Here is an 18,853-nt window from a genome sequence, read left to right as displayed (position 1 = left end):
GACCCGGCCCGCGCCACGGCCGAACAGCTGCTGCGCTCCCCCCGGGCCACCAGCGGCGACGGGGCCGCGGACGGACCGCCCCCCAAGGCGGCGGCGGGGGTCAGCGCCCCCCGGCGCGGGCTGGAGGAGCTGCCCGCCGCCTGGCAGGAGGCCCTGGCCGCCGCGCGGGCGGCGCATGCCGACCCGCGCCTGGGACCGGTCGCGGAGTGGTCCGCCATCGGCCCGTACCGGCTGCTGGCCAGCCTGCCCGCGCTCCGTCCGGACGCCGCCGTACGCCCCCTGCTGGAGCCCGCCCACGCCGAACTCGCCCGCACCGCCGAGACCTTCCTCGACTGCGCGGGCCAGGCCGGCCGCACCGCGCAGCGGCTGGGCATCCACCGGCAGACGCTGTACTACCGCCTCTCCCGGGTGCGGCAGCTGACCGGACTCGACCTCGACGCGGGCGAGGACCGGCTGCTGCTCCACATGACCCTCAAGGCCGCCCGCCTCGGAATCCCTCGACACTAGACGCACCGTCCGGCGGCGGCCCCCTGAGACGCTCGCCCACGACGCCCGGCCGGACCGGAGCCCGGCCCCGGCGTCAGCAGGCCGGGGCCCGGCCACCGGGGTCAGCCGGCGGGGGCCCGACCCCCGGGGTCAGCCGGACGGGGCCGCCGGGGTGCCGCCGACGATCCGCCGCATCGCCTCGACCAGGTCGTGCGCGCTGGGCACGAGGTCGGGGTTGATGGTCATCTGGACGACCATCCCGCTCACCAGGGCCATGTAGAACGAGCCCATGACCCGGGCGGTCTCCTCGTCGACCTCGCTCTCGTCGATGCCGTGGAGGATCCCCACCAGCCCCTGGCGCCCTTCCGGCTGGGCCCGGCCGAAGGCCTCGCGCAGCTCGGGGTCGTGCTGGACCTGGAGGATGGCCTCCAGCTGGGACCGCCACACCGCCTGGTGCCTGTCGAACAGCTCCAGCACCCGGGTCCACCGGGTCTCGAACCGCTCCGCCGGATCGTCCTCCTGGCCGTCGCGGGTCGCGGCGTCCGCCTCGAGGGACCGCTCGACGTCATCGGCCCAGTCGCTCATGGCCGCGAAGAGCGCCTCCCGCATCAGGGCGTCCTTGGAGCCGTAGTGGTAGCCGATGGAGGCCAGATTGGCGCCGGAGACGGCCACGATGTCCCGCGCCGTGGTACGGGACCAGCCCTTCTCCTGCAGACAGCGCTTGGCCCCGGCCAGCAGATCCTCTCGATGTCCCATGGCGCCAGGGTAATACCGATCCCATACAGCTGTCCTAGACGATCGTCTTATACGCGCGTACTAGACGCGTGTTTAAGACATGCGTATATTCGCCGGCATGACCTCGACTGCCCCCGGCCCGCGCGCCGGACGCAAGGAATGGACCGCCTTCGTGGTCCTGATGCTTCCGCTCCTCCTGGTCTCCATGGACGTGTCGGTGCTGTACTTCGCGGTGCCGGCCATCAGCCGGGAGCTGCACCCCGGAGCCACCCAGCAGCTGTGGATCTTCGACATCTACGCCTTCGCCCTCGCCGGGCTGCTCATCACCATGGGAGCGCTGGGCGACCGCTTCGGACGGCGCAAGCTGCTGATGTTCGGGGCCGCGGCCTTCGGCGCCGCGTCCGTCGCGGCGGCCTACGCGCCGAACGCCGAACTGCTCATCGCCGCGCGGGCGGTGCTCGGGATCGGCGGCGCGACGCTGATGCCGTCGACGATGGGCCTGGTCCGCAACCTCTTCCTCGACGAGAAGCAGCGGGCCAAGGCGATCGCGATCTGGTCGTCGGCCATGGCGGGCGGCATCGCGCTGGGCTCGGTGATGAGCGGAGTGATGATCGAGCACTTCTGGTGGGGCTCGGTCTTCCTGATCAATGTCCCGGCAATGGTGCTGCTGCTGGCGCTGGTGCCTCTCCTGGTGCCGGAGTTCAAGGACCCCAGGCCCGGGGCGTTCGACCTGCCGAGCGTGCCGCTGTCGATGGCCGCCGTGCTTCCGGTGATCTACGGGCTGAAGAAGATGGCCGCCGACAACGGCGTCGGTCCGGTCCCGGTGCTGTCCGTCGTGGCCGGCCTCGCCATCGGCGCGGTCTTCGTACGCCGCCAGCGCACCCGGCGCGATGCGATGATCAGCCCCGAGCTGTTCCGCCACCGCGGCTTCGGCCCGTCGATCGCGATCAACGCGCTGGCCACGTTCGCCATGATGGGTTCGGCCTACTTCACCACCCAGTACCTGCAGTCGGTGCTCGGCAAGGGGGCGCTGGAGGCGGCGCTGTGGAGCCTGGCACCGTCCGTATGCGTCGGCTTCGCCGGTCCGGCGGCGGCCGCGGCGGTGCAGCGCGGCGCCAACCGGGCCCTTGTGATCGGCGCCGGCTTCCTGTCCGGGGCCATCGGCTACGGGATCCTGGCCCTGGCCGGCACGGACGCGCTGTGGACCGTGCTGATCGGCGCCGCCGTCCTCGCCAGCGGAATCGTCACGGTGATGTCGCTGGTCACCGACCTGGCGATCGGCACCGTCCCACCGCAGCGGGCCGGTTCGGCGGCCGCGCTGCTGGAGACGGGCCAGGAGTTCGGCGGGGCGATGGGCATGGCCGTGCTCGGCAGCGTCGGCACCGCCGTCTACCGGAGCGACGTGGGGGACTCGCTGGGGCACGGGCTGCCCACCGGCACACTGGACCAGGCGCGGGAGACACTGGGCGCCGCCGTCGCGGTGGCGGGCCGGGTGAAGGGGCGGGCCGGGGAGCAGGTACTGGACGCGGCCCGCGAGGCGTTCACCCACGGTATGCAGATCGCGACCGCGGCCGGGGCTGTGGTCCTGCTGGCGGGCGCGGTCCTGGCCCTGGTGACGCTGCGCCGGGTAGGGCCCCCCGCCGGGCCGACGGCCGGTGGCGTGGACTCGGCCGGCGCCGGGGAACCGGCCGCCCGCGACGAGGAGAGGGGCGCGGCGGCGCCGGAGACGGGCGAGGCGGCGGAGGTGGGCGCGGCGGCGCCGGAGATGGTGCCGGGGCGCTGAGCCGTGGAACGCCGGAGGGGTCTCGCCGCCGTGCGGGTCCCCTCCGCCCCGTCGTGGAGAAGGTGCCGAGTGCGCCGGAGTGCCGCGGGTTGCGCAGGTGTCGAATGTTCGTCGAACACGACGGCAACCTTCTCCTCTCCCGGCGGCAACCAGAGGTCGGCAGCCGCGACGGCGGCCAGAAGACTGAGCAGCCCACGCGAGAGGAATGACGCACCATGCGCATCACCAGAGCGTTAGCGGCGGCCGGGCTCGCCGCTGCCCTACTGATCGGCGCCGCCCACACACCACGGGCCGCCGCGGGCGAACTGCCCGGCGGCACCCGGTTCTTCAACAGCCCCGACTCGCTCGTCAACAAGTGGGTCGCCGCCCATCCGGGCGACTCCCGGCAGCCGCGCATCGCCTCGCGGATCGCCAGCCGGCCCCAGGCCCTGTGGTTCTCCCGGTACTCCCCCGCCACCGTCACCGAGGACGTCCGCAAGGTCACCTCCGCCGCCTCCACGAGCGGTCAGACCCCGGTCCTGGTGACGTATCAGGTCCCCAACCGCGACTGCGGCGGGGCCTCCGCGGGCGGCGCCCCCGACCTCGCGAGCTATGACGCATGGGTGCGCGGCTTCGCCGCCGGGCTGGGCAGCGGGCCCGTCGTCGTCATCCTCGAGCCCGACTCGATCGCGCTCATCAGCTGCCTGTCGTCGTCCGAACTGGCGGCCGCTACGCCTCGCTGGCCCGCGCCGCCACCACCATCCACAGTGCGAACCCCAACGCGCGGGTGTACTTCGACGCCGGGCACTCCGCCTGGAACAGCGCCTCCGTCCAGGCGTCACGGCTCCGCTCGGCCGGGGTGCTGACCAGCGGCGACGGCATCTACAGCAACGTCTCCAACTTCCGCCGCACCGCCGATGAGGTGGCCTTCGCCAAGAGCGTGCTCGCCCAGTTCGGCGGGTCCTCGGGGCTCACCGCCGTCATCGACACCAGCCGTAACGGCAACGGCCCGGCCCCCGACAACACCTGGTGCGACCCCCACGGCCGCAAGGTCGGCGAAAACCCGACGGCCGACACCGGCGATCCGGCCATCGACGCCTACCTGTGGATCAAACCTCCGGGCGAACTGGACGGCTGCGCGGGCGCGGCGGGTACCTTTTCGCCGGACTACGCGTACGAGCTGGCGGGCTGACGGCGACGGGGTCGAAGACGGCGTACGGGCAGGTGGCCGGAGAGTGCCCCGGACGACCGCGCCCGACCGCGCCGCGGTCAGAGACGGTCGATCTCGGTGAGGTCGATGTCGATGGTGAACGGGACCGAGACCTTCAGCCGGTCGCGGTGAATGCTGGTGGGAACATAGGTGCGGGTCACCGGGTCCAGCTCGAAGACATGGACCACCGGCCGTCGCCCCTCCCCCTTCTCGACCAGCCAGAAGTGCCGGATTCCCGCCTCGGCGTAAAGCTGCGGTTTGCGCTTGCGGTCACGCTCCTCCGACTCCGGCAACACGACCTCCACCGCGAGTACGGCATCGGCCGCGTCGTACCCCGTCTCGTCGGCCTCGGCGGATACCGCCTCTGCTCGCAGGACCGAGATGTCGGGCTCGGGGCGGTTGCGCTTGTCGAGGGCGAGCGTCATCTCGCGGCACACCCGCAGCGACTTGGGCGCCACTCGCCGCAAGGCAGTGGTCAGCAGATCCACGGCCAGCGAATGAAAATACTTCTGCGGGCTCACGAAGATCAGGCTCCCGTCGATCAACTCAGTGTGCGGCGGGAGCTCCGGCATGCGGTCGAGATCGTCTGCGGTGAATCCGCCCGGGGGCGGAAATGCCCAGGCCGGAAGCGGTTCAGCCATGGTTCCTCCCATGGACGGGATTCTGGCCGCGCGACCAAGGGTAGCGGTCGGGAACGCCGGAGAAGCCACCCACATGGGTGCACATGGCTTCCGTCGTTGACCGGGACCTGCTGGTAGGCGAGGCCCTCGCTTCCGCGAAGGGCCTCCCACCGCGCGGGACGCCGTCAGCCCAGGTGCGCGGGCAGCGGGGCGGCGCTTTCGGCACCCCGCCCGGTCACCGGGCGCGGGGTGTTCATCAGCAGCGACACGACCACCGCGGCTCCCACGAGAATCGCGGACGAGACGACGAAGGCATGCGAGAAGCCCTCGACCAGACCGGCCTTGGCGGTCCGCGGTGTCATCCGCCCGGCGTGCGCGGCCAGGTAGTCGGACGTCACGCTGGCGGCGATCGTGTTGAGCATCGCCGTGCCGATCGAACCGCCGATCTGCTGCACGGTGTTGACGGTGGCGGAGGCGATGCCCGCTTCCCGCTCCCCCACCCCGTGGGTCGCGTAGTTCATCGAGGGCGCCATCACCAGGCCCATACCGAAGCCGACCAGGAGCTCGGCGGGCAGCACCCCCGCCGCGTAGGAGCTGTCGACGTCCAGGGGCACCAGCAGCGCGACACCGGTGGCCGCGATCAGCAGACCGGGACCCACCAGCAGGCGCGGCGGCACCCTGGGGATGAGGCGCGAGGCGACGCCGCCCGCGCCGACCAGCACCGCCCCGGTCATCGGCAGGAACGCCACCCCGGTGAGCAGCGCCGAGTACCCCTTGACCAGCTGCATGTAGTACGTGAGGAAGAGGAACATCGCGAACATGCCGACCACCGAGAGGCCGACCGCCAGATAGGCGCTGCCCCGGGTGCGGTCCATCACCACGCGCGGCGGCAGCAGCGGGCGCGTCACGCTCCGCTCCACCATCACGAAGGCGAACAGCAGCGCCGCGCCCGAGATGAGCAGCCCGGTCACCGGCAGGGAGCTCCAGCCCTCGGATTCGGCCTCGCTGCATCCGTAGACCACCGCCACCAGCCCGCACACCGCCAGCAGCGCTCCGGGGATGTCGAAGCGGGCCCGGCCCCCGGCGCGGGTGTCGGCGGGCAGCGCCGACCCGCCGAGGGCGGCGGCGACGGCGATCGGCACATTGACGTACAGGCACCAGCGCCAGTCGAGGTACTCGGTCAGCAGTCCGCCGGCGACCAGCCCGATCGCACCGCCGCCCGCCGCGATCGCGCCGAAGATGCCGAACGCCTTGGCGCGCTCACGGGCCTCGGTGAAGGTCACCGCGAGCAGCGACAGCGTCGAGGGGGCGAGCAGCGCGGCGAACGCGCCCTGGAGGGCGCGGGCCGACAGCAGCACCTCGAACCCGGAAGCGGCACCACCGAGCGCGGAGGCCCCGGCGAACCCCAGCAGACCGATGAGGAAGGCGCGCCTACGGCCGGTGTAGTCCGCGATCCGGCCGCCGAGCAGCAGCAGACTGCCGAACGCCAGGGTGTAGGCGGTGATGACCCACTGCCGGTCGCCGTCGGAGATGCCGAGGTCCTTCTGGGCCGACGGCAGGGCGATGTTCACGATGGTCATATCGAGAACGATCATCAGCTGGGCCAGGCCGATGTAGACGAGTGCGACCCAGCGCCGGGGGCTGGCCCCGGGCCGCGCGTCTGGGGGCTGGGACATGACGATGCCTTTCTGGTCTTCCGGAAGGCGAGCGGAGGGGGAGGTCAGCCGTCGTCGGCACGGACATCGGCGACGCGGGCGTCGGCGCGGCTGTCGTCGTGGCTGACGTCGTCGGCATCGGCGCGGGCGCCGTACGCGTCGTCGATCAGCCGCTCCCGGAGGCGCTTGAACGCCTCGACGTCGACGGCCGGGCCGCCGAGCGGGGTGGTGGGCCGCGGGGAGCCGGTGGGGCGCAGCCCGTCGAGGTAGACGTCCAGCTGGCGGTGGGCGAGGGCGTCGTCGACGGCGGACCGGCCACCGCCGGGCAGCGGCCGCGACAGCCGGATGATCACCAGCGTGATGTCACCGAAGACGACGTCGGGCCGGATCCGCCCCTGGGCCTGGGCGCGGACGAGCAGCGCGTCGACGGGTTCGACGGCGTCGCCGGGCAGGCCGTCGAGGACGTCGTCGGCGGTGAAGCGGCCCAGCAGTGAGGGCAGCACCGAGCCGATCTTGAGGTCGAGGGCCGTGTGCAGGAAGCGGCGCAGCGCGAGACAGGCGTCGTCCTCCTCGGCGGCGGCCCGGTTCGCGGCCCCGATCAGCGCGGTCAGGACCTCGACGGCGACCCCACGGTGGAGATCGTCGCGCCGCGGGAACCGGCGGTAGAGGGTCGCGATGCCGACCCCGGCGCGCCGGGCTATCTCGTCCAGCGGGGCGTCCGGCCCCTGATCGGTGAAGACCTCACGGGCGGCGCGCAGGATCTGCTCCCGGTTGCGCCGGGCGTCGGCGCGCAGGGGGGAGGCGGTGGGGCCGTCGTCGGTGTCTGCGGACACGGGGCTCTCCTGACCGGGCATGCGAAGGCCATGCGGAGAAATTCTCTCCACATGGCGTCGAGCCTAGCGAGTCCGGAGCCATTATTCAACAGGTGATGAAATAGCCCGGAGACCCCCGCGACACCGCCTCCCGCCTCGGCATACAAAGACCTGGGCCCGGCCCCCCGCCGAAGCGGGGGGCCGGGCCCAGGTGGGTGACCGCCTACGCGGTTCAGACCAGATTGACCGAACGGGCCGAGGTGGCGCCGATCTCCTCGGCGATCTCGGTGAGCACGGCCTGCGGAATGGTGTCGTCCACGGTGAGCGCCACCAGTGCGGCACCGCCCGCGGCCGCCCGCGAGACCTGCATGCCCGCGATGTTGATGCCCGCCTCGCCCAGGATGCGGCCGAGCGTGCCGACCACCCCCGGACGGTCGGTGTAGCGGAGGAAGGCCATGTGGTCGGCGAGCGCCAGATCCACGTCGTACTCCCCGACCGCGACGATCTTCTGCTGGTGCTTGGGGCCGGCCAGCGTGCCGGAGATCGAGACCTCCTCGCCGTCCGCGAGGGTGCCGCGCACGATCACCACATTGCGGTGCTCGCTCGACTCCGAGCTGGTGGTCAGCCGCACCTCGACACCGCGCTCCTGGGCGAACAGCGGGGCGTTCACATACGACACGGTCTCGTCGACGATGTCCTCGAAGACGCCCTTGAGCGCCGACAGCTCCAGCACCTTGACGTCGTGCTGGGTGATCTCGCCGTACACCTCGACATCGAGGCGGACCGCGACCTCGCCCGCGAGCGCGGTGAAGATCCGCCCCAGCTTCTCGGCCAGCGGCAGCCCGGGGCGCACGTCCTCGGCGATGACACCGCCCTGTACGTTCACCGCGTCCGGGACCAGCTCGCCGGCCAGCGCCAGCCGCACCGAGCGGGCGACCGCGATACCGGCCTTCTCCTGGGCCTCGCCGGTGGAGGCGCCCAGGTGCGGGGTGACCACCACATTGTCGAACTCGAACAGCGGGGAGTCGGTGCACGGCTCCTTGGAGAAGACGTCGAGCCCGGCCCCGGCCACCCGGCCCTCCTTGAGGGCGGCGGCCAGCGCCTCCTCGTCCACGATCCCGCCGCGTGCGGCGTTGACGATCCGCACCTCCGGCTTGACCTTGTGCAGCGCCTCGTCGCCGATCAGGCCGACCGTCTCGGGCGTCTTGGGGAGGTGGACCGTGATGAAGTCGGAGACCTCGAGCAGCTCGTCCAGCGACAGCAGCTTCACGCCCATCTGCGCGGCCCGCGCGGGCTGCACATACGGGTCGTACGCGACGATCTTCATGCCGAACGCGGACATCCGCTGGGCCACCAGGACGCCGATGCGGCCGAGGCCGACGACGCCGAGGGTCTTCTCGCTCAGCTCCACACCGGTGTACTTGCTGCGCTTCCACTCGCCGTTCTTCAGCGCCGCGTTCGCCTGCGGGATGTTGCGGGCGGTGGCCACCAGCAGACCACAGGCGAGCTCGGCGGCGGTGACGATGTTGGACGTCGGCGCGTTGACGACCATGACGCCCGCCTTGGTGGCGGCCGAGACGTCCACGTTGTCCAGGCCCACGCCCGCGCGGGCGACCACCTTCAGCTTCTTGGCCGCGGCGATGGCCTCGGCGTCGACCTTGGTCGCACTGCGGACGAGGATCGCGTCCACATCGGCGATGGCGGGAATCAGCTCGGCTCGGTCCGCGCCGTTGCAGTGCCGGATCTCGAAATCCGGCCCCAGGGCGTCGACCGTCGCCGGAGAGAGCTCTTCGGCGATGAGTACGACGGGTTTACCAGTGGAAGCAGTGCTCACGTGGTCTTCAGTCCTCACTAGTCCTCAGCGGACGGCCGTCCCGACGGCCGCTGGCGGTGAAGGGGTCAGCCGCGTGGAAGACGCACGACACTGTGAGCCTGACGCGCTTGCTGCTGATGAGTGTAGTGGCGGTCGGGCCTTCGTCATGCGCCGATGCGGCAGGATCACCCGCACGTGGTGTGCGCGGTGGACGAAGCGCGAACCGGGTGCGGCGGGGTCCGCGGACCCCACCGCACCCGCGGCACGGCCGCCGCGCCACCAGACGCGCTTACGCCTCCTCGTCGACCCAGCTCATGAGCTTGCGCAGCTCCTTGCCGGTGGTCTCCAGCAGGTGGTTCTCGTCGGCCTTCTTCAGCTCGTTGTACTTCGGCAGGCCGGCGTTGTACTCCGCCATCCAGTTCTTGGCGAAGGTGCCGTCCTGGATCTCGCCGAGGATCTTCTTCATCTCGGCCTTGGTGGACTCGTTGATGATCCGCGGACCGGAGACGTAGTCGCCCCACTCGGCGGTCTCGGAGATCGACCAGCGCATCTTCTCCAGGCCGCCCTCGTACATCAGGTCCACGATCAGCTTGAGCTCGTGGAGGCACTCGAAGTACGCGATCTCCGGCTGGTAGCCGGCCTCGACCAGGGTCTCGAACCCGGCCTTGACCAGCGCCGCGGTGCCGCCGCACAGGACCGCCTGCTCACCGAAGAGGTCGGTCTCGGTCTCCTCGGTGAAGGTGGTCTTGATGACACCGGCGCGGGTGCCGCCGATGCCCTTGGCGTACGACAGGGCCAGCGGGAAGGCGTTGCCGGTGGCGTCCTGCTCGACGGCCGCGATGCACGGCACGCCGCGGCCCTCCTCGTACTGGCGGCGGACCAGGTGGCCCGGGCCCTTGGGGGCGACCATGCAGACGTCCACATTGGCCGGGGGCTTGATGAAGTCGAAGCGGATGTTGAGACCGTGCCCGAAGAACAGCGCGTCGCCGTCCTTCAGGTTGTCCTTCACCGACTCCTCGTAGACCTTGGCCTGGATCGGGTCCGGGACCAGGATCATGATCACGTCGGCCTCGGCGGACGCCTCGGCCGGGGTGACCACGCGCAGGCCCTGCTCCTCGGCCTTGGCCTTGGACGTGGAGCCCTCGTGCAGACCGACCCGGACGTCGACGCCCGAGTCGCGCAGCGACAGCGCGTGGGCGTGGCCCTGGCTGCCGTAGCCAAGGATGGCGACCTTGCGGCCCTGGATGATGGACAGGTCGGCGTCGTCGTCGTAGAACAGCTCGGCCACTTCGGGAACTCCTCGTGTGTGGGTTGTGCTTCCCACCGTATGACGGGCGGGCGGGTGAAGGTTTCGGGGTCTCGCCATACGGTCCGGCGCGTGGTCCCGCGCCGGACCGTCCCGCTGGTCGGGCGGGTCAGGCGGACCGGTCGAGCGCGCGCAGGCTCCGGTCGGTGATGGAGCGGGCGCCGCGCCCTATGGCGATGGTGCCGGACTGCACCAGCTCCTTGATGCCGTACGGTTCCAGCATCCTGAGCATGGCCTCGAGCTTGTCGCTGCTGCCGGTGGCCTCGATGGTCACGGCCTCCGGGGAGACGTCCACGGTCTTGGCGCGGAACAGCTGGACGATCTCGACGATCTGGGAGCGGGTCTCGTTGTCGGCGCGGACCTTGGCCAGGACGAGCTCCCGCTGGATCGCCTGGCCGTCCTCCAGCTCGACGATCTTCAGGACGTTGACGAGCTTGTTGAGCTGCTTGGTGACCTGCTCCAGCGGCAGCTCCTCGACATTGACCACGATGGTGATCCGGGAGATGTCGGGGTGCTCGGTGACGCCGACGGCCAGCGAGTCGATGTTGAAGCCGCGGCGGGAGAACAGGGCGGCGATCCGGGCCAGGATGCCGGGGGTGTTCTCCACCAGGACGGAGAGCGTGTGCTTGGACATGGGCTCGGTCTCTCTTCTCTCTCGGTCCTGGCCTCAGTCGTCTTCGCCGTCGCCGAAGTCCGGGCGGGTGTCGCGCGCCGCCAGGATCTCGTCGTTGGAGGTGCCGGCCGCGACCATCGGCCAGACCATGGCGTCCTCGTGGACGATGAAGTCCACGACCACCGGACGGTCGTTGATCGCGTTGGCCTTCTCGATCACGGCGTCGAGGTCGGACGGGTCCTCGCAGCGCAGTCCGACGCAGCCCATGGCCTCCGCGAGCTTCACGAAGTCGGGGACGCGGGTGCCGGCGTTCGGCTGGGCGGGGGCGTCGGGGCCCGAGTGCAGGACGGTGTTGGAGTAGCGCTGGTTGTAGAAGAGGGTCTGCCACTGGCGGACCATGCCCAGCGCGCCGTTGTTGATGATCGCGACCTTGATCGGGATGTTGTTCAGCGCGCAGGTGACCAGCTCCTGGTTGGTCATCTGGAAGCAGCCGTCGCCGTCGATGGCCCAGACCGTACGGCCGTCGGCGCCGGCCTTGGCGCCCATGGCGGCCGGGACGGCGTAGCCCATGGTCCCGGCGCCGCCGGAGTTCAGCCAGGTCGCGGGGGTCTCGTAGTCGATGAAGTGGGCGGCCCACATCTGGTGCTGGCCGACGCCCGCGGCGAAGATCGTCCCCTCCGGCGCCAGCTGCCCGATCCGCTGGATGACCTGCTGCGGGGCGAGGCTGCCGTCGGCGGGCTGGTCGTAGCCGAGCGGGTAGGTCTCCCGCCACCGGTTCAGGTCCTCCCACCAGCCGGTGTAGTCACCGGTGTGGCCCGCGTCGTGCTCGGCCTGGACGGCGACGACCAGGTCGGCGATGACCTCGCGGGCGTCCCCGACGATCGGCACGTCGGCGGCGCGGTTCTTGCCGATCTCGGCCGGGTCGATGTCCGCGTGGATGATCTTGGCGAGCGGGGCGAAGGAGTCGAGCTTGCCGGTGACGCGGTCGTCGAAGCGGGCGCCGAGCGCCACGATCAGGTCGGCCTTCTGCAGGGCGGTCACCGCGGCGACCGTGCCGTGCATGCCCGGCATGCCCAGGTGGAGGTGGTGGCTGTCGGGGAAGGCGCCCAGCGCCATCAGGGTGGTGGTGACCGGCGCGCCGGTCAGCTCGGCCAGGACCTTCAGCTCGGCGGTGGCCCGGGCCTTGATCACGCCGCCGCCGACGTACAGCACCGGGCGCTCGGCCTGGGTGATCAGGCGGGCGGCCTCGCGGATCTGCTTGGCGTGCGGCTTGGTGACCGGGCGGTAGCCGGGCAGATCGGTCTGCGGCGGCCAGGAGAAGGTGGTCTGCGCCTGCAGCAGGTCCTTGGGGATGTCGACCAGGACCGGGCCGGGGCGGCCGGTGGAGGCGATGTGGAACGCCTCGGCGATCGTGCGCGGGATGTCCTCCGCCCTGGTGACCAGGAAGTTGTGCTTGGTGATCGGCATGGTGATGCCGCAGATGTCCGCCTCCTGGAAGGCATCCGTACCGATGGACTTGGAGGCCACCTGGCCGGTGATCGCGACGATCGGGACCGAGTCCATATGGGCGTCGGCGATGGGGGTGACCAGGTTGGTGGCTCCGGGGCCCGAGGTCGCCATGCAGACGCCGACCTTGCCGGTGGCCTGGGCGTAACCGGTGGCGGCGTGGCCCGCGCCCTGCTCATGGCGGACGAGCACGTGCCGGACCTTCGAGGAGTCGATCATCGGGTCATATGCGGGGAGGATCGTGCCGCCGGGGATGCCGAAGACGGTGTCGGCACCCACTTCCTCGAGCGAGCGGATGAGGGACTGAGCGCCCGTGACGTGCTCGACCGGGGCGGACTGCGGTCCGCCGCTACGGGGCCGAGGCTGGGGATGATGGGACCCGGAGGCCTGCTCGGTCATCGGCATTCTCTTCTCGAAGATGAGGTTCTGTGCGGGAGGGAGAGGGCGGTGCGGGGGCGGTGCACCAGGTGCCAGTGCAACAAAAAACCCCTCGTGCCATGAGGCAAGCGAGGGGAGCGCGCCGGTGAGGGTCCGCAGGGCTTCAAGGGGCCCTGCTCAGCCGACGCGCTGTCCAAGTACGAGAATTCGGGTGCGCATGGCTCCGACCCTCCCCCCGGCGCATGTCGGGTGTCAAGTGGGTGGGACGGGCGTCTCAGTATTTGAGCGGGTCGGCGGATGGGTGTGCGCCTCCGCACGGCGCGGCCCATGGGAGCCGCCGTGGCCCATATGACCGCTGTGCCGCAGCGGCAGGGGGCCGCCGACCAGCAGCGGGGGCTCCGAGCGCGGCACCGGATAGCCGCCGCGCAGCAGCGCCCGGCGCAGCCGGTGCTCATCGAGCGGTCCGCTGAAGGCCGCCCCTTGGGCGTGGGTGCATCCCATACCGCGCAGGGTGACGATCTGCTCGGGCAGCTCCACCCCCTCGGCGATGGACTGCATCCCGAGGTCACCGGCGATCCTCAGCAGCCCTGCCGTGATCTTGTGGAGCCGTGAGGACTCGACCACTCCCTCGACCAGCCCGGGGTCCAGTTTGAGCACGTCGATGGGGAGCCTGCGCAGCGCCCTGATGGCGGCATAGCCGCTGCCGAAGCCGTCGAGGGCGATCCGCACCCCCAGGCGGCGCAGCAGCCCGAGGCGGTGCTCGAGCTCGTCGAGCGGCACCCGTGGATCGCTGTCGGTCAGCTCCAGGATCAGCGCGCTGGACGGCAGTCCATGGCGGGCCAGCAGGGTCTCGACGGTCTTGGGCGGCATCGACCTGTCCACCAGCCGGCTCGCCGGGAGCCGTACGCAGACCGGCACCAGGTGGCCGTCGCGGCGCCGCTGGGCGGCCTGCTCGATGGCCGTCTCCAGCATCCAGCGGGCCAGTTCGGCGGTGCGGGCCGTGTCCTCGCCGCCCCCACGGCCGTTGTCGGCGACCCGGAGGAATTCGGCCGGGGTGAACAGGATCCCCTGGGCCGAGCGCCAGCGGGCCTGCGCCGCGACCGCGGTGATCCGGCCGCTGGTCAGCTCGACGACGGGCTGGTGCAGCAGTACGAACTCCCCGTCGTGCAGGGCGGCGCGCAGCCGGGTGGCGACCTCGGCGCGGCGCGCCACCTCGGCCTGCATCTGCGGCGCGTACAGCTCGACGCGGTTCTTGCCCGCGGCCTTGGCGCGGTACATCGCCAGGTCGGCGTTGCGCATCAGGGCGCCGGGGCTGGTACCGGGCTCGGCGAAGGCGACGCCGATGCTGGCGGCCACGCGGACCTCGGTGCCGCCCTCGACCCGGTAGGGCTGGGAGAGCCGGACCCGCAGCCGGTCGGCGATCTCCATGATGCGCCGCTCGCGGGCGCCCGCGTCCCCCGCGCCGTCGCCGACGATGAGGGCGGCGAACTCGTCGCCCCCGAGCCGGGCCGCGCAGTCGCCGGACCCGGACCGCACGGACTCCTGGAGCCGGCGGGCGGCCTGGACCAGCAGCTCGTCACCGGCGTGGTGGCCGACGGTGTCGTTGACCGCCTTGAAGCCGTCGAGGTCGATGAAGAGCACGGCGGTGCCGGCGTCCGTACGGCGGCGGCCGGCCACCGCGTGCCGGACCCGCCGGGTGAACAGTGCGCGGTTGGGCAGGTCGGTGAGCGGGTCGTGCTCGGCGTTGTGCTGCAGCTGGGCCTGGAGCCGGACCCGCTCGGTGACATCGCGGCTGTTGAAGATCAGCCCGCCGTGGTGGCGGTTGATCGTCGACTCCACGTTGAGCCAGTCACCGGAGCCGGAGCGGAAGCGGCATTCGATGCGCGTCGTGGGCTCCTCGCCCGGTGAGGCGGCCAGGAAGCGGCGGACCTCGTGGACCACCGATCCGAGGTCCTCGGGGTGGATGAGGGAGGCCAGCTCGGAGCCGACCAGCTCCTCCGCGTCGCGGCCGTAGACCCCGGAGGCCGCCGGGCTGACATAGCGCAGGATCCCGGTGGGCGCGGCGATCATGATCACATCGCTGGAGCTCTGCACCAGGGAGCGGAAGTGGTTCTCCTTCTGGGCGAGTTCCTGGGTGAGCCGGATGTTGTCCATGAGCATGATCGCCTGCCGGACGACGAGCGCGAGCACGACCGCGCAGGCGGTGAAGAGCACCACCCCGTCGATCGGCCGGCCGTCCATCACGTTGAACAGGACCCCCAGGGTGCAGACGGCGGCGGCGAGATAGGGCGCGAGGGCGGCGAGCGAGCCGGCGATGGGGACGCTCGGCTGCGTGGCGCGGCGGGCCGGCGGCGGGTTCTGGGCGGCCTCGCGGCGGGCCACCCACGGGGCGTACGCCAGCAGTACCGAACCGGCGAACCACCCGGCGTCGAGTATCTGCCCGGAGCGGTAGTGCTCGCGCAGCAGCGGTGAGGTGAACAGCGCGTCGCACAGCACGGTGAGGGCGAAGGCGGCGATCGCCGTGTTGACCGCGGAGCGGTTGACCGACGAGCGCCGGAAGTGCAGCACGATCACCATGCTGACGAGCACGATGTCCAGCAGCGGATAGGCGAGGGCCAGGGCCGCGCGGGCGACGGACTCGCCGTCCCCGCCGAACTGCCCGGTGTGGGCGAGCGCGAGGCTCCAGGAGAGCGTCACCAGCGATCCGGCGATCAGCCAGGCGTCCAGCCCCAGACAGATCCACCGGGCCCGGCTGGTCGGGCGCTTGGCGAGCACCAGCATCCCGACGATGGCGGGCGGGGCGAAGAGCAGGAAGCAGAAGTCGGCGGCCGAGGGGGTCGGCACGGGGCGGTCGAGCACCACCTCGTACCAGCCCCATACGGCGTTCCCCAGCGCGGCCATGGCCGAGGAGACCGCGAACAGCAGCCAGGCGGGGCGCAGCCGCCCGGCGTGCCGGCGGCTGTACCACAGACAGGACGCCGCGGCGGTGAGCGCGGCGGCGCTCAGCCCGAAGTCACCCATGACGAGGGACAGTCGGGACGAGCCCCAGCCGAGGACCGCACCCGTCGCGTAACCGCCGCAGACGAGGGCGAGGATCACTTGCGGCAGCAGCCCCACGCCGCCGGAGACCGACGGCCGGGCGAGCACCGCTCCGGAGGCGGTCACCGGACTGCCATCCACTGCATGGCGGACCACTGACGCCGCGGGAACCCCGGGAGCGGTATCCCCGAGGGCCTCATCGAGTCGGAGAACCGCGCGGCTGCGCGGAAGTGTCGCGGTCGACGCCTGAGCTGCGTCGGGTTGTCGGTCCATCGGCCATACATCGCCCGTCGCCCCCCTCGAGTTCCGGTCCATCGCTGACGCCGTCAGGTCAGTGGCGCAGCCCCCGTTCGGGACGATACACCAGACTGGTAACTCAGGGACATAGGCCATCTACGGACCGTAACCGACTACGCCGTTGTATATACGGAGTGGAGTCAATCGGTGCCTGTATGTGCTGCCAGAGGCATGTCTACCCCGTGGTGGCGACGAGATGTGCCAGCGACTCACCGCGTGCGAAGCGGTTCAGCTGATCCCGCAACAGCCGCTTGGCACGCGGGAGGAACGCCGACGACGGCCCGCCCACATGCGGGGTGATGAGCACCCCTGGAGCGTGCCACAGCGGATGCCCGGCGGGCAGTGGTTCGGGGTCGGTCACATCCAGCGCGGCCCGCAGTCGCCCCGACTCCACCTCGCTGAGCAGGGCCTTGGTATCCACGACCGCGCCACGGGCGACGTTCACCAGCAGCGCCCCGTCCTTCATCCGGGCCAGGAACTCCGCTCCGGCCAGTCCTCGGGTCGCCTCGGTGAGTGGGGTGACCAGAATCACCACGTCGGCTTCCGGAAGCAGTCGGGGCAGTTCGTCGATCGGATGCACCGGACCGCGCTCGGTCGTGCGCGGGGAGCGCGCGACGCGCGTCACCCGCTCGCACTCAAAGGGCACAAGCCGGTCCTCGATCGCGCTGCCGATGGCGCCGTAGCCGACGATCAGTACGGACTTGTCGGCGAGCGCGGGGCGGAAGCCGGAGCGCCACTCCCCGGCGTCCTGACTCCGGACGAAGTCGGGGATCCCGCGCAGCGAGGCCAGGATGAGGGTGAGCGCGAGCTCCGCGGTGCTCGCGTTGTGCACCCCGCGCGCATTGCACAGCCGCACCCCGGGCGCGAGGTCCGCCAGCGCGGGCTTGATGTGGTCTATTCCGGCGGTGAGGGTCTGCACCACCCGCAGGTTGGTCATGGCCGGCAGCGGGCGGGCGCACACCTCCGGCTTCTTCATGTACGGAACGCAGTAGAACGCGCACCGCGCCGGGTCGGTGGGGAAGTCCGGGCCACCGTCCCAGTGGGCGTATTCGAGGGTGTCGGGGAGGCCGTCGATCTCCTCGGGCGGAATCGGCAGCCACACCAGGTCGCGCGCCTCGGACGAACCGTGCGTCGCGTCGGGGGGCCGGACCGTATCGCTGTTGTCTGCGCTCATGCCAGGAGGCTATGCGATCACCGTGCGTCGGCAGAGGTTAGTTTGGGGTCCGAGGGAACGGGAGGGGTCAGGCCAGGTGGAGCGCAGGAGAATCGGAGCGGCGGCGCTCGAAGTTGGCGCTATCGGCCTCGGGTGCATGCCGATGAGCTGGGCGTACACCGCTTCGCAGCGCAGCGGCGAACACTCGGTGCGCGCCGTGCACACCGCGCTCGACTCGGGCGCGAGCCTGCTGGACACCGCCGACATGTACGGCCCCTTCACCAATGAGCTACTGGTGGGGCGGGTGCTCAAGGAGCGCCGGGCGGACGCCTTCGTGTCCACCAAATGCGGACTGCTGGTCGGTGAGCAGCACATCGTGGCCAACGGACGGCCCGGCTATGTGAAACGGGCCTGCGACGCCTCGCTGCGCCGGCTGCAGACCGATGTGATCGACCTCTACCAGCTCCACCGGGCCGATCCGGAGGTGCCCATAGAGGAGACCTGGGGCGCGATGGCGGAGCTGGTCGCGGCCGGGAAGGTGCGGGCGCTCGGGCTGTGCGCGGTGGGGGCGCGGGCGCAGCGGCGGGCGGGCGCCGGGATGCACGATGCCACGGTGCGCCAGCTGGAACGGGTCCAGCAGGTCTTCCCGGTCAGCTGTGTGCAGGCGGAGCTGTCGGTGTGGTCGCCCGAGGCGCTGGAGGCGCTGGTGCCGTGGTGCGCCTCGCGCGGGGTGGGCTTCCTGGCGGCGATGCCGCTCGGCAACGGCTTCCTGAGCGGGACCCTGACCCCGGGGCAGGGTTTCGAACCGGACGACGTACGGGCCCGGCACCCCCGCTTCACGGCGGAGATGATGGCCGCGAACCAGCCGATCGTGGCCGGTCTGCGACGGGTCGCCCGGCGGCACGGGGACGCGGTGACCCCGGCGCAGGTGGCCCTGGCCTGGCTGCTGGCGCAGGGGCCGCATGTGGTGCCGGTGCCGGGGACGAAGCGGGAGCGGTGGGCGGCGGAGAATTGCGCGGCGGCCGATGTACTGCTCTCGTCCGAGGACCTCGCGGAGATCGCGGAGCTGCCGTCGGCGCTGGGGTCGTGGGACTGAGGCTGAGGGGGCTGAGGCGGGGGGAGGCTGAGGCCGGGGGCTGGGGTCATGGGACTGAAGCGGCCGAGGGCTGAGGCCGTGGGGCTGCCGTCGGCGCGGGGGCGTGGGTCGTGGGGGGCTGTCAGCGCTGGGGGCGTGGGCGGGCTGTCGGCGCTCGGGGCGTGGGGATGAGGTGCCGCTCGCGGTCGGCCGGGCCGGTCGCCTGCGCGGGCCCGGACCTGGTCCGGGGAGGGGAACCTGGCGCGGGGCAGCGGTGTATAAGAATCAGTGCCGTGCCGCGGCACACGTGCCCATGGAGAGGAATCCGACCGTGCGACGTCCTCGCGTCACCCCCGTTCTCGCCGCCGCTGCCGCCGTGTTGCTCGTGGCGGG

General features: G+C 71.6%; 15 protein-coding genes. 5 read left to right on the top strand and 10 right to left on the bottom strand.

Going from position 1 to position 18,853, the window contains the following annotated elements; all coding sequences use genetic code 11:
* A partial coding sequence (locus tag AXW62_RS29705; protein WP_252368788.1) for a PucR family transcriptional regulator occupies window positions 1–507 on the top strand: 507 nt, incomplete at its 5' end.
* A gap of 129 nt (window positions 508–636) precedes the next feature.
* On the opposite strand, the gene AXW62_RS29700 is transcribed toward AXW62_RS29705, so the two are convergent.
* Window positions 637–1,242, bottom strand: coding sequence for a TetR/AcrR family transcriptional regulator (locus AXW62_RS29700; RefSeq protein ID WP_060947228.1), 606 nt, complete (start codon window positions 1,240–1,242; stop codon window positions 637–639).
* Window positions 1,243–1,339: 97 nt separating this feature from the next.
* Between AXW62_RS29700 and AXW62_RS29695 the strand changes: the two genes are divergently transcribed.
* The 3 genes from AXW62_RS29695 to AXW62_RS47265 all read left to right on the top strand — a co-directional run bounded on the left by AXW62_RS29695 (window position 1,340) and on the right by AXW62_RS47265 (window position 4,175).
* Window positions 1,340–3,004, top strand: a complete 1,665-nt coding sequence (locus tag AXW62_RS29695; protein ID WP_079105971.1) for an MFS transporter — start codon at window positions 1,340–1,342, stop codon at window positions 3,002–3,004.
* A 215-nt stretch (window positions 3,005–3,219) separates the two neighbouring features.
* Window positions 3,220–3,849, top strand: a complete 630-nt coding sequence (locus AXW62_RS29690) for a glycoside hydrolase family 6 protein (RefSeq protein WP_060947227.1) — start codon at window positions 3,220–3,222, stop codon at window positions 3,847–3,849.
* Window positions 3,744–4,175, top strand: coding sequence for a glycoside hydrolase family 6 protein (locus tag AXW62_RS47265; protein WP_494485907.1), 432 nt, complete (start codon window positions 3,744–3,746; stop codon window positions 4,173–4,175). The genes AXW62_RS29690 and AXW62_RS47265 overlap by 106 nt, the downstream gene beginning before the upstream one ends.
* Window positions 4,176–4,252: 77 nt before the next feature.
* On the opposite strand, the gene AXW62_RS29680 is transcribed toward AXW62_RS47265, so the two are convergent.
* The 9 genes from AXW62_RS29680 to AXW62_RS29640 form a co-directional block, all read right to left on the bottom strand.
* The gene (locus tag AXW62_RS29680; RefSeq protein WP_060947225.1) at window positions 4,253–4,834 is read right to left on the bottom strand and encodes a Uma2 family endonuclease; all 582 of its coding nucleotides are present in this window, start codon (window positions 4,832–4,834) and stop codon (window positions 4,253–4,255) included.
* A gap of 164 nt (window positions 4,835–4,998) precedes the next feature.
* Complete coding sequence (locus AXW62_RS29675; protein WP_060947224.1) at window positions 4,999–6,489, bottom strand: MFS transporter; 1,491 nt, start codon at window positions 6,487–6,489, stop codon at window positions 4,999–5,001.
* Window positions 6,490–6,533: 44 nt separating this feature from the next.
* A complete protein-coding gene (locus AXW62_RS29670) occupies window positions 6,534–7,301 on the bottom strand; it encodes a TetR/AcrR family transcriptional regulator (protein WP_252368787.1) in 768 nt (255 codons plus the stop codon).
* Between the two features lie 211 nt (window positions 7,302–7,512).
* Entirely contained in the window at window positions 7,513–9,114 is a 1,602-nt protein-coding gene (gene serA / locus AXW62_RS29665; protein ID WP_060947223.1) for a phosphoglycerate dehydrogenase, read from the bottom strand.
* 268 nt (window positions 9,115–9,382) lie between these two features.
* Window positions 9,383–10,381 carry a ketol-acid reductoisomerase gene (gene ilvC, locus AXW62_RS29660; protein ID WP_060947222.1) on the bottom strand — a complete coding sequence of 333 codons (999 nt, stop codon included), beginning with the start codon at window positions 10,379–10,381 and terminating at the stop codon, window positions 9,383–9,385.
* A gap of 127 nt (window positions 10,382–10,508) precedes the next feature.
* Window positions 10,509–11,033, bottom strand: a complete 525-nt coding sequence (gene ilvN, locus AXW62_RS29655; RefSeq protein WP_030823522.1) for an acetolactate synthase small subunit — start codon at window positions 11,031–11,033, stop codon at window positions 10,509–10,511.
* 33 nt (window positions 11,034–11,066) lie between these two features.
* Window positions 11,067–12,917, bottom strand: a complete 1,851-nt coding sequence (locus AXW62_RS29650; protein ID WP_060947221.1) for an acetolactate synthase large subunit — start codon at window positions 12,915–12,917, stop codon at window positions 11,067–11,069.
* Between the two features lie 231 nt (window positions 12,918–13,148).
* Entirely contained in the window at window positions 13,149–16,061 is a 2,913-nt protein-coding gene (locus tag AXW62_RS29645) for a putative bifunctional diguanylate cyclase/phosphodiesterase (protein WP_060947220.1), read from the bottom strand.
* Between the two features lie 346 nt (window positions 16,062–16,407).
* Window positions 16,408–17,406: a 2-hydroxyacid dehydrogenase gene (locus AXW62_RS29640; protein WP_252368786.1), complete on the bottom strand. Its 999-nt coding sequence runs from the start codon at window positions 17,404–17,406 to the stop codon at window positions 16,408–16,410.
* Window positions 17,407–17,482: 76 nt separating this feature from the next.
* On the opposite strand from AXW62_RS29640, the gene AXW62_RS29635 reads away from it, so the two are divergent.
* The gene (locus AXW62_RS29635; protein WP_030823530.1) at window positions 17,483–18,481 is read left to right on the top strand and encodes an aldo/keto reductase; all 999 of its coding nucleotides are present in this window, start codon (window positions 17,483–17,485) and stop codon (window positions 18,479–18,481) included.
* The last annotated feature ends 372 nt before the right edge of the window (window positions 18,482–18,853 follow it).

The sequence above is a fragment of the Streptomyces hygroscopicus subsp. hygroscopicus genome (assembly GCF_001553455.1).
Lineage (GTDB): Bacteria > Actinomycetota > Actinomycetes > Streptomycetales > Streptomycetaceae > Streptomyces > Streptomyces hygroscopicus.
The sequence above is the reverse complement of the archived record's forward strand: the minus strand, read 5'-3'. Positions and strand labels throughout refer to the sequence as shown.

Coding starts and splice junctions, on each gene's coding strand:
- AXW62_RS29700 (WP_060947228.1), bottom strand. CDS start 1,242: ATGGGACATCGAGAGGATCTGCTGGCCGGGGCCAAGCGCTGTCTGCAG.
- AXW62_RS29675 (WP_060947224.1), bottom strand. CDS start 6,489: ATGTCCCAGCCCCCAGACGCGCGGCCCGGGGCCAGCCCCCGGCGCTGG.
- AXW62_RS29650 (WP_060947221.1), bottom strand. CDS start 12,917: ATGACCGAGCAGGCCTCCGGGTCCCATCATCCCCAGCCTCGGCCCCGT.
- AXW62_RS29640 (WP_252368786.1), bottom strand. CDS start 17,406: ATGAGCGCAGACAACAGCGATACGGTCCGGCCCCCCGACGCGACGCAC.
- ilvN (WP_030823522.1), bottom strand. CDS start 11,033: ATGTCCAAGCACACGCTCTCCGTCCTGGTGGAGAACACCCCCGGCATC.
- AXW62_RS29695 (WP_079105971.1), top strand. CDS start 1,340: ATGACCTCGACTGCCCCCGGCCCGCGCGCCGGACGCAAGGAATGGACC.
- AXW62_RS29680 (WP_060947225.1), bottom strand. CDS start 4,834: ATGGCTGAACCGCTTCCGGCCTGGGCATTTCCGCCCCCGGGCGGATTC.
- AXW62_RS29690 (WP_060947227.1), top strand. CDS start 3,220: ATGCGCATCACCAGAGCGTTAGCGGCGGCCGGGCTCGCCGCTGCCCTA.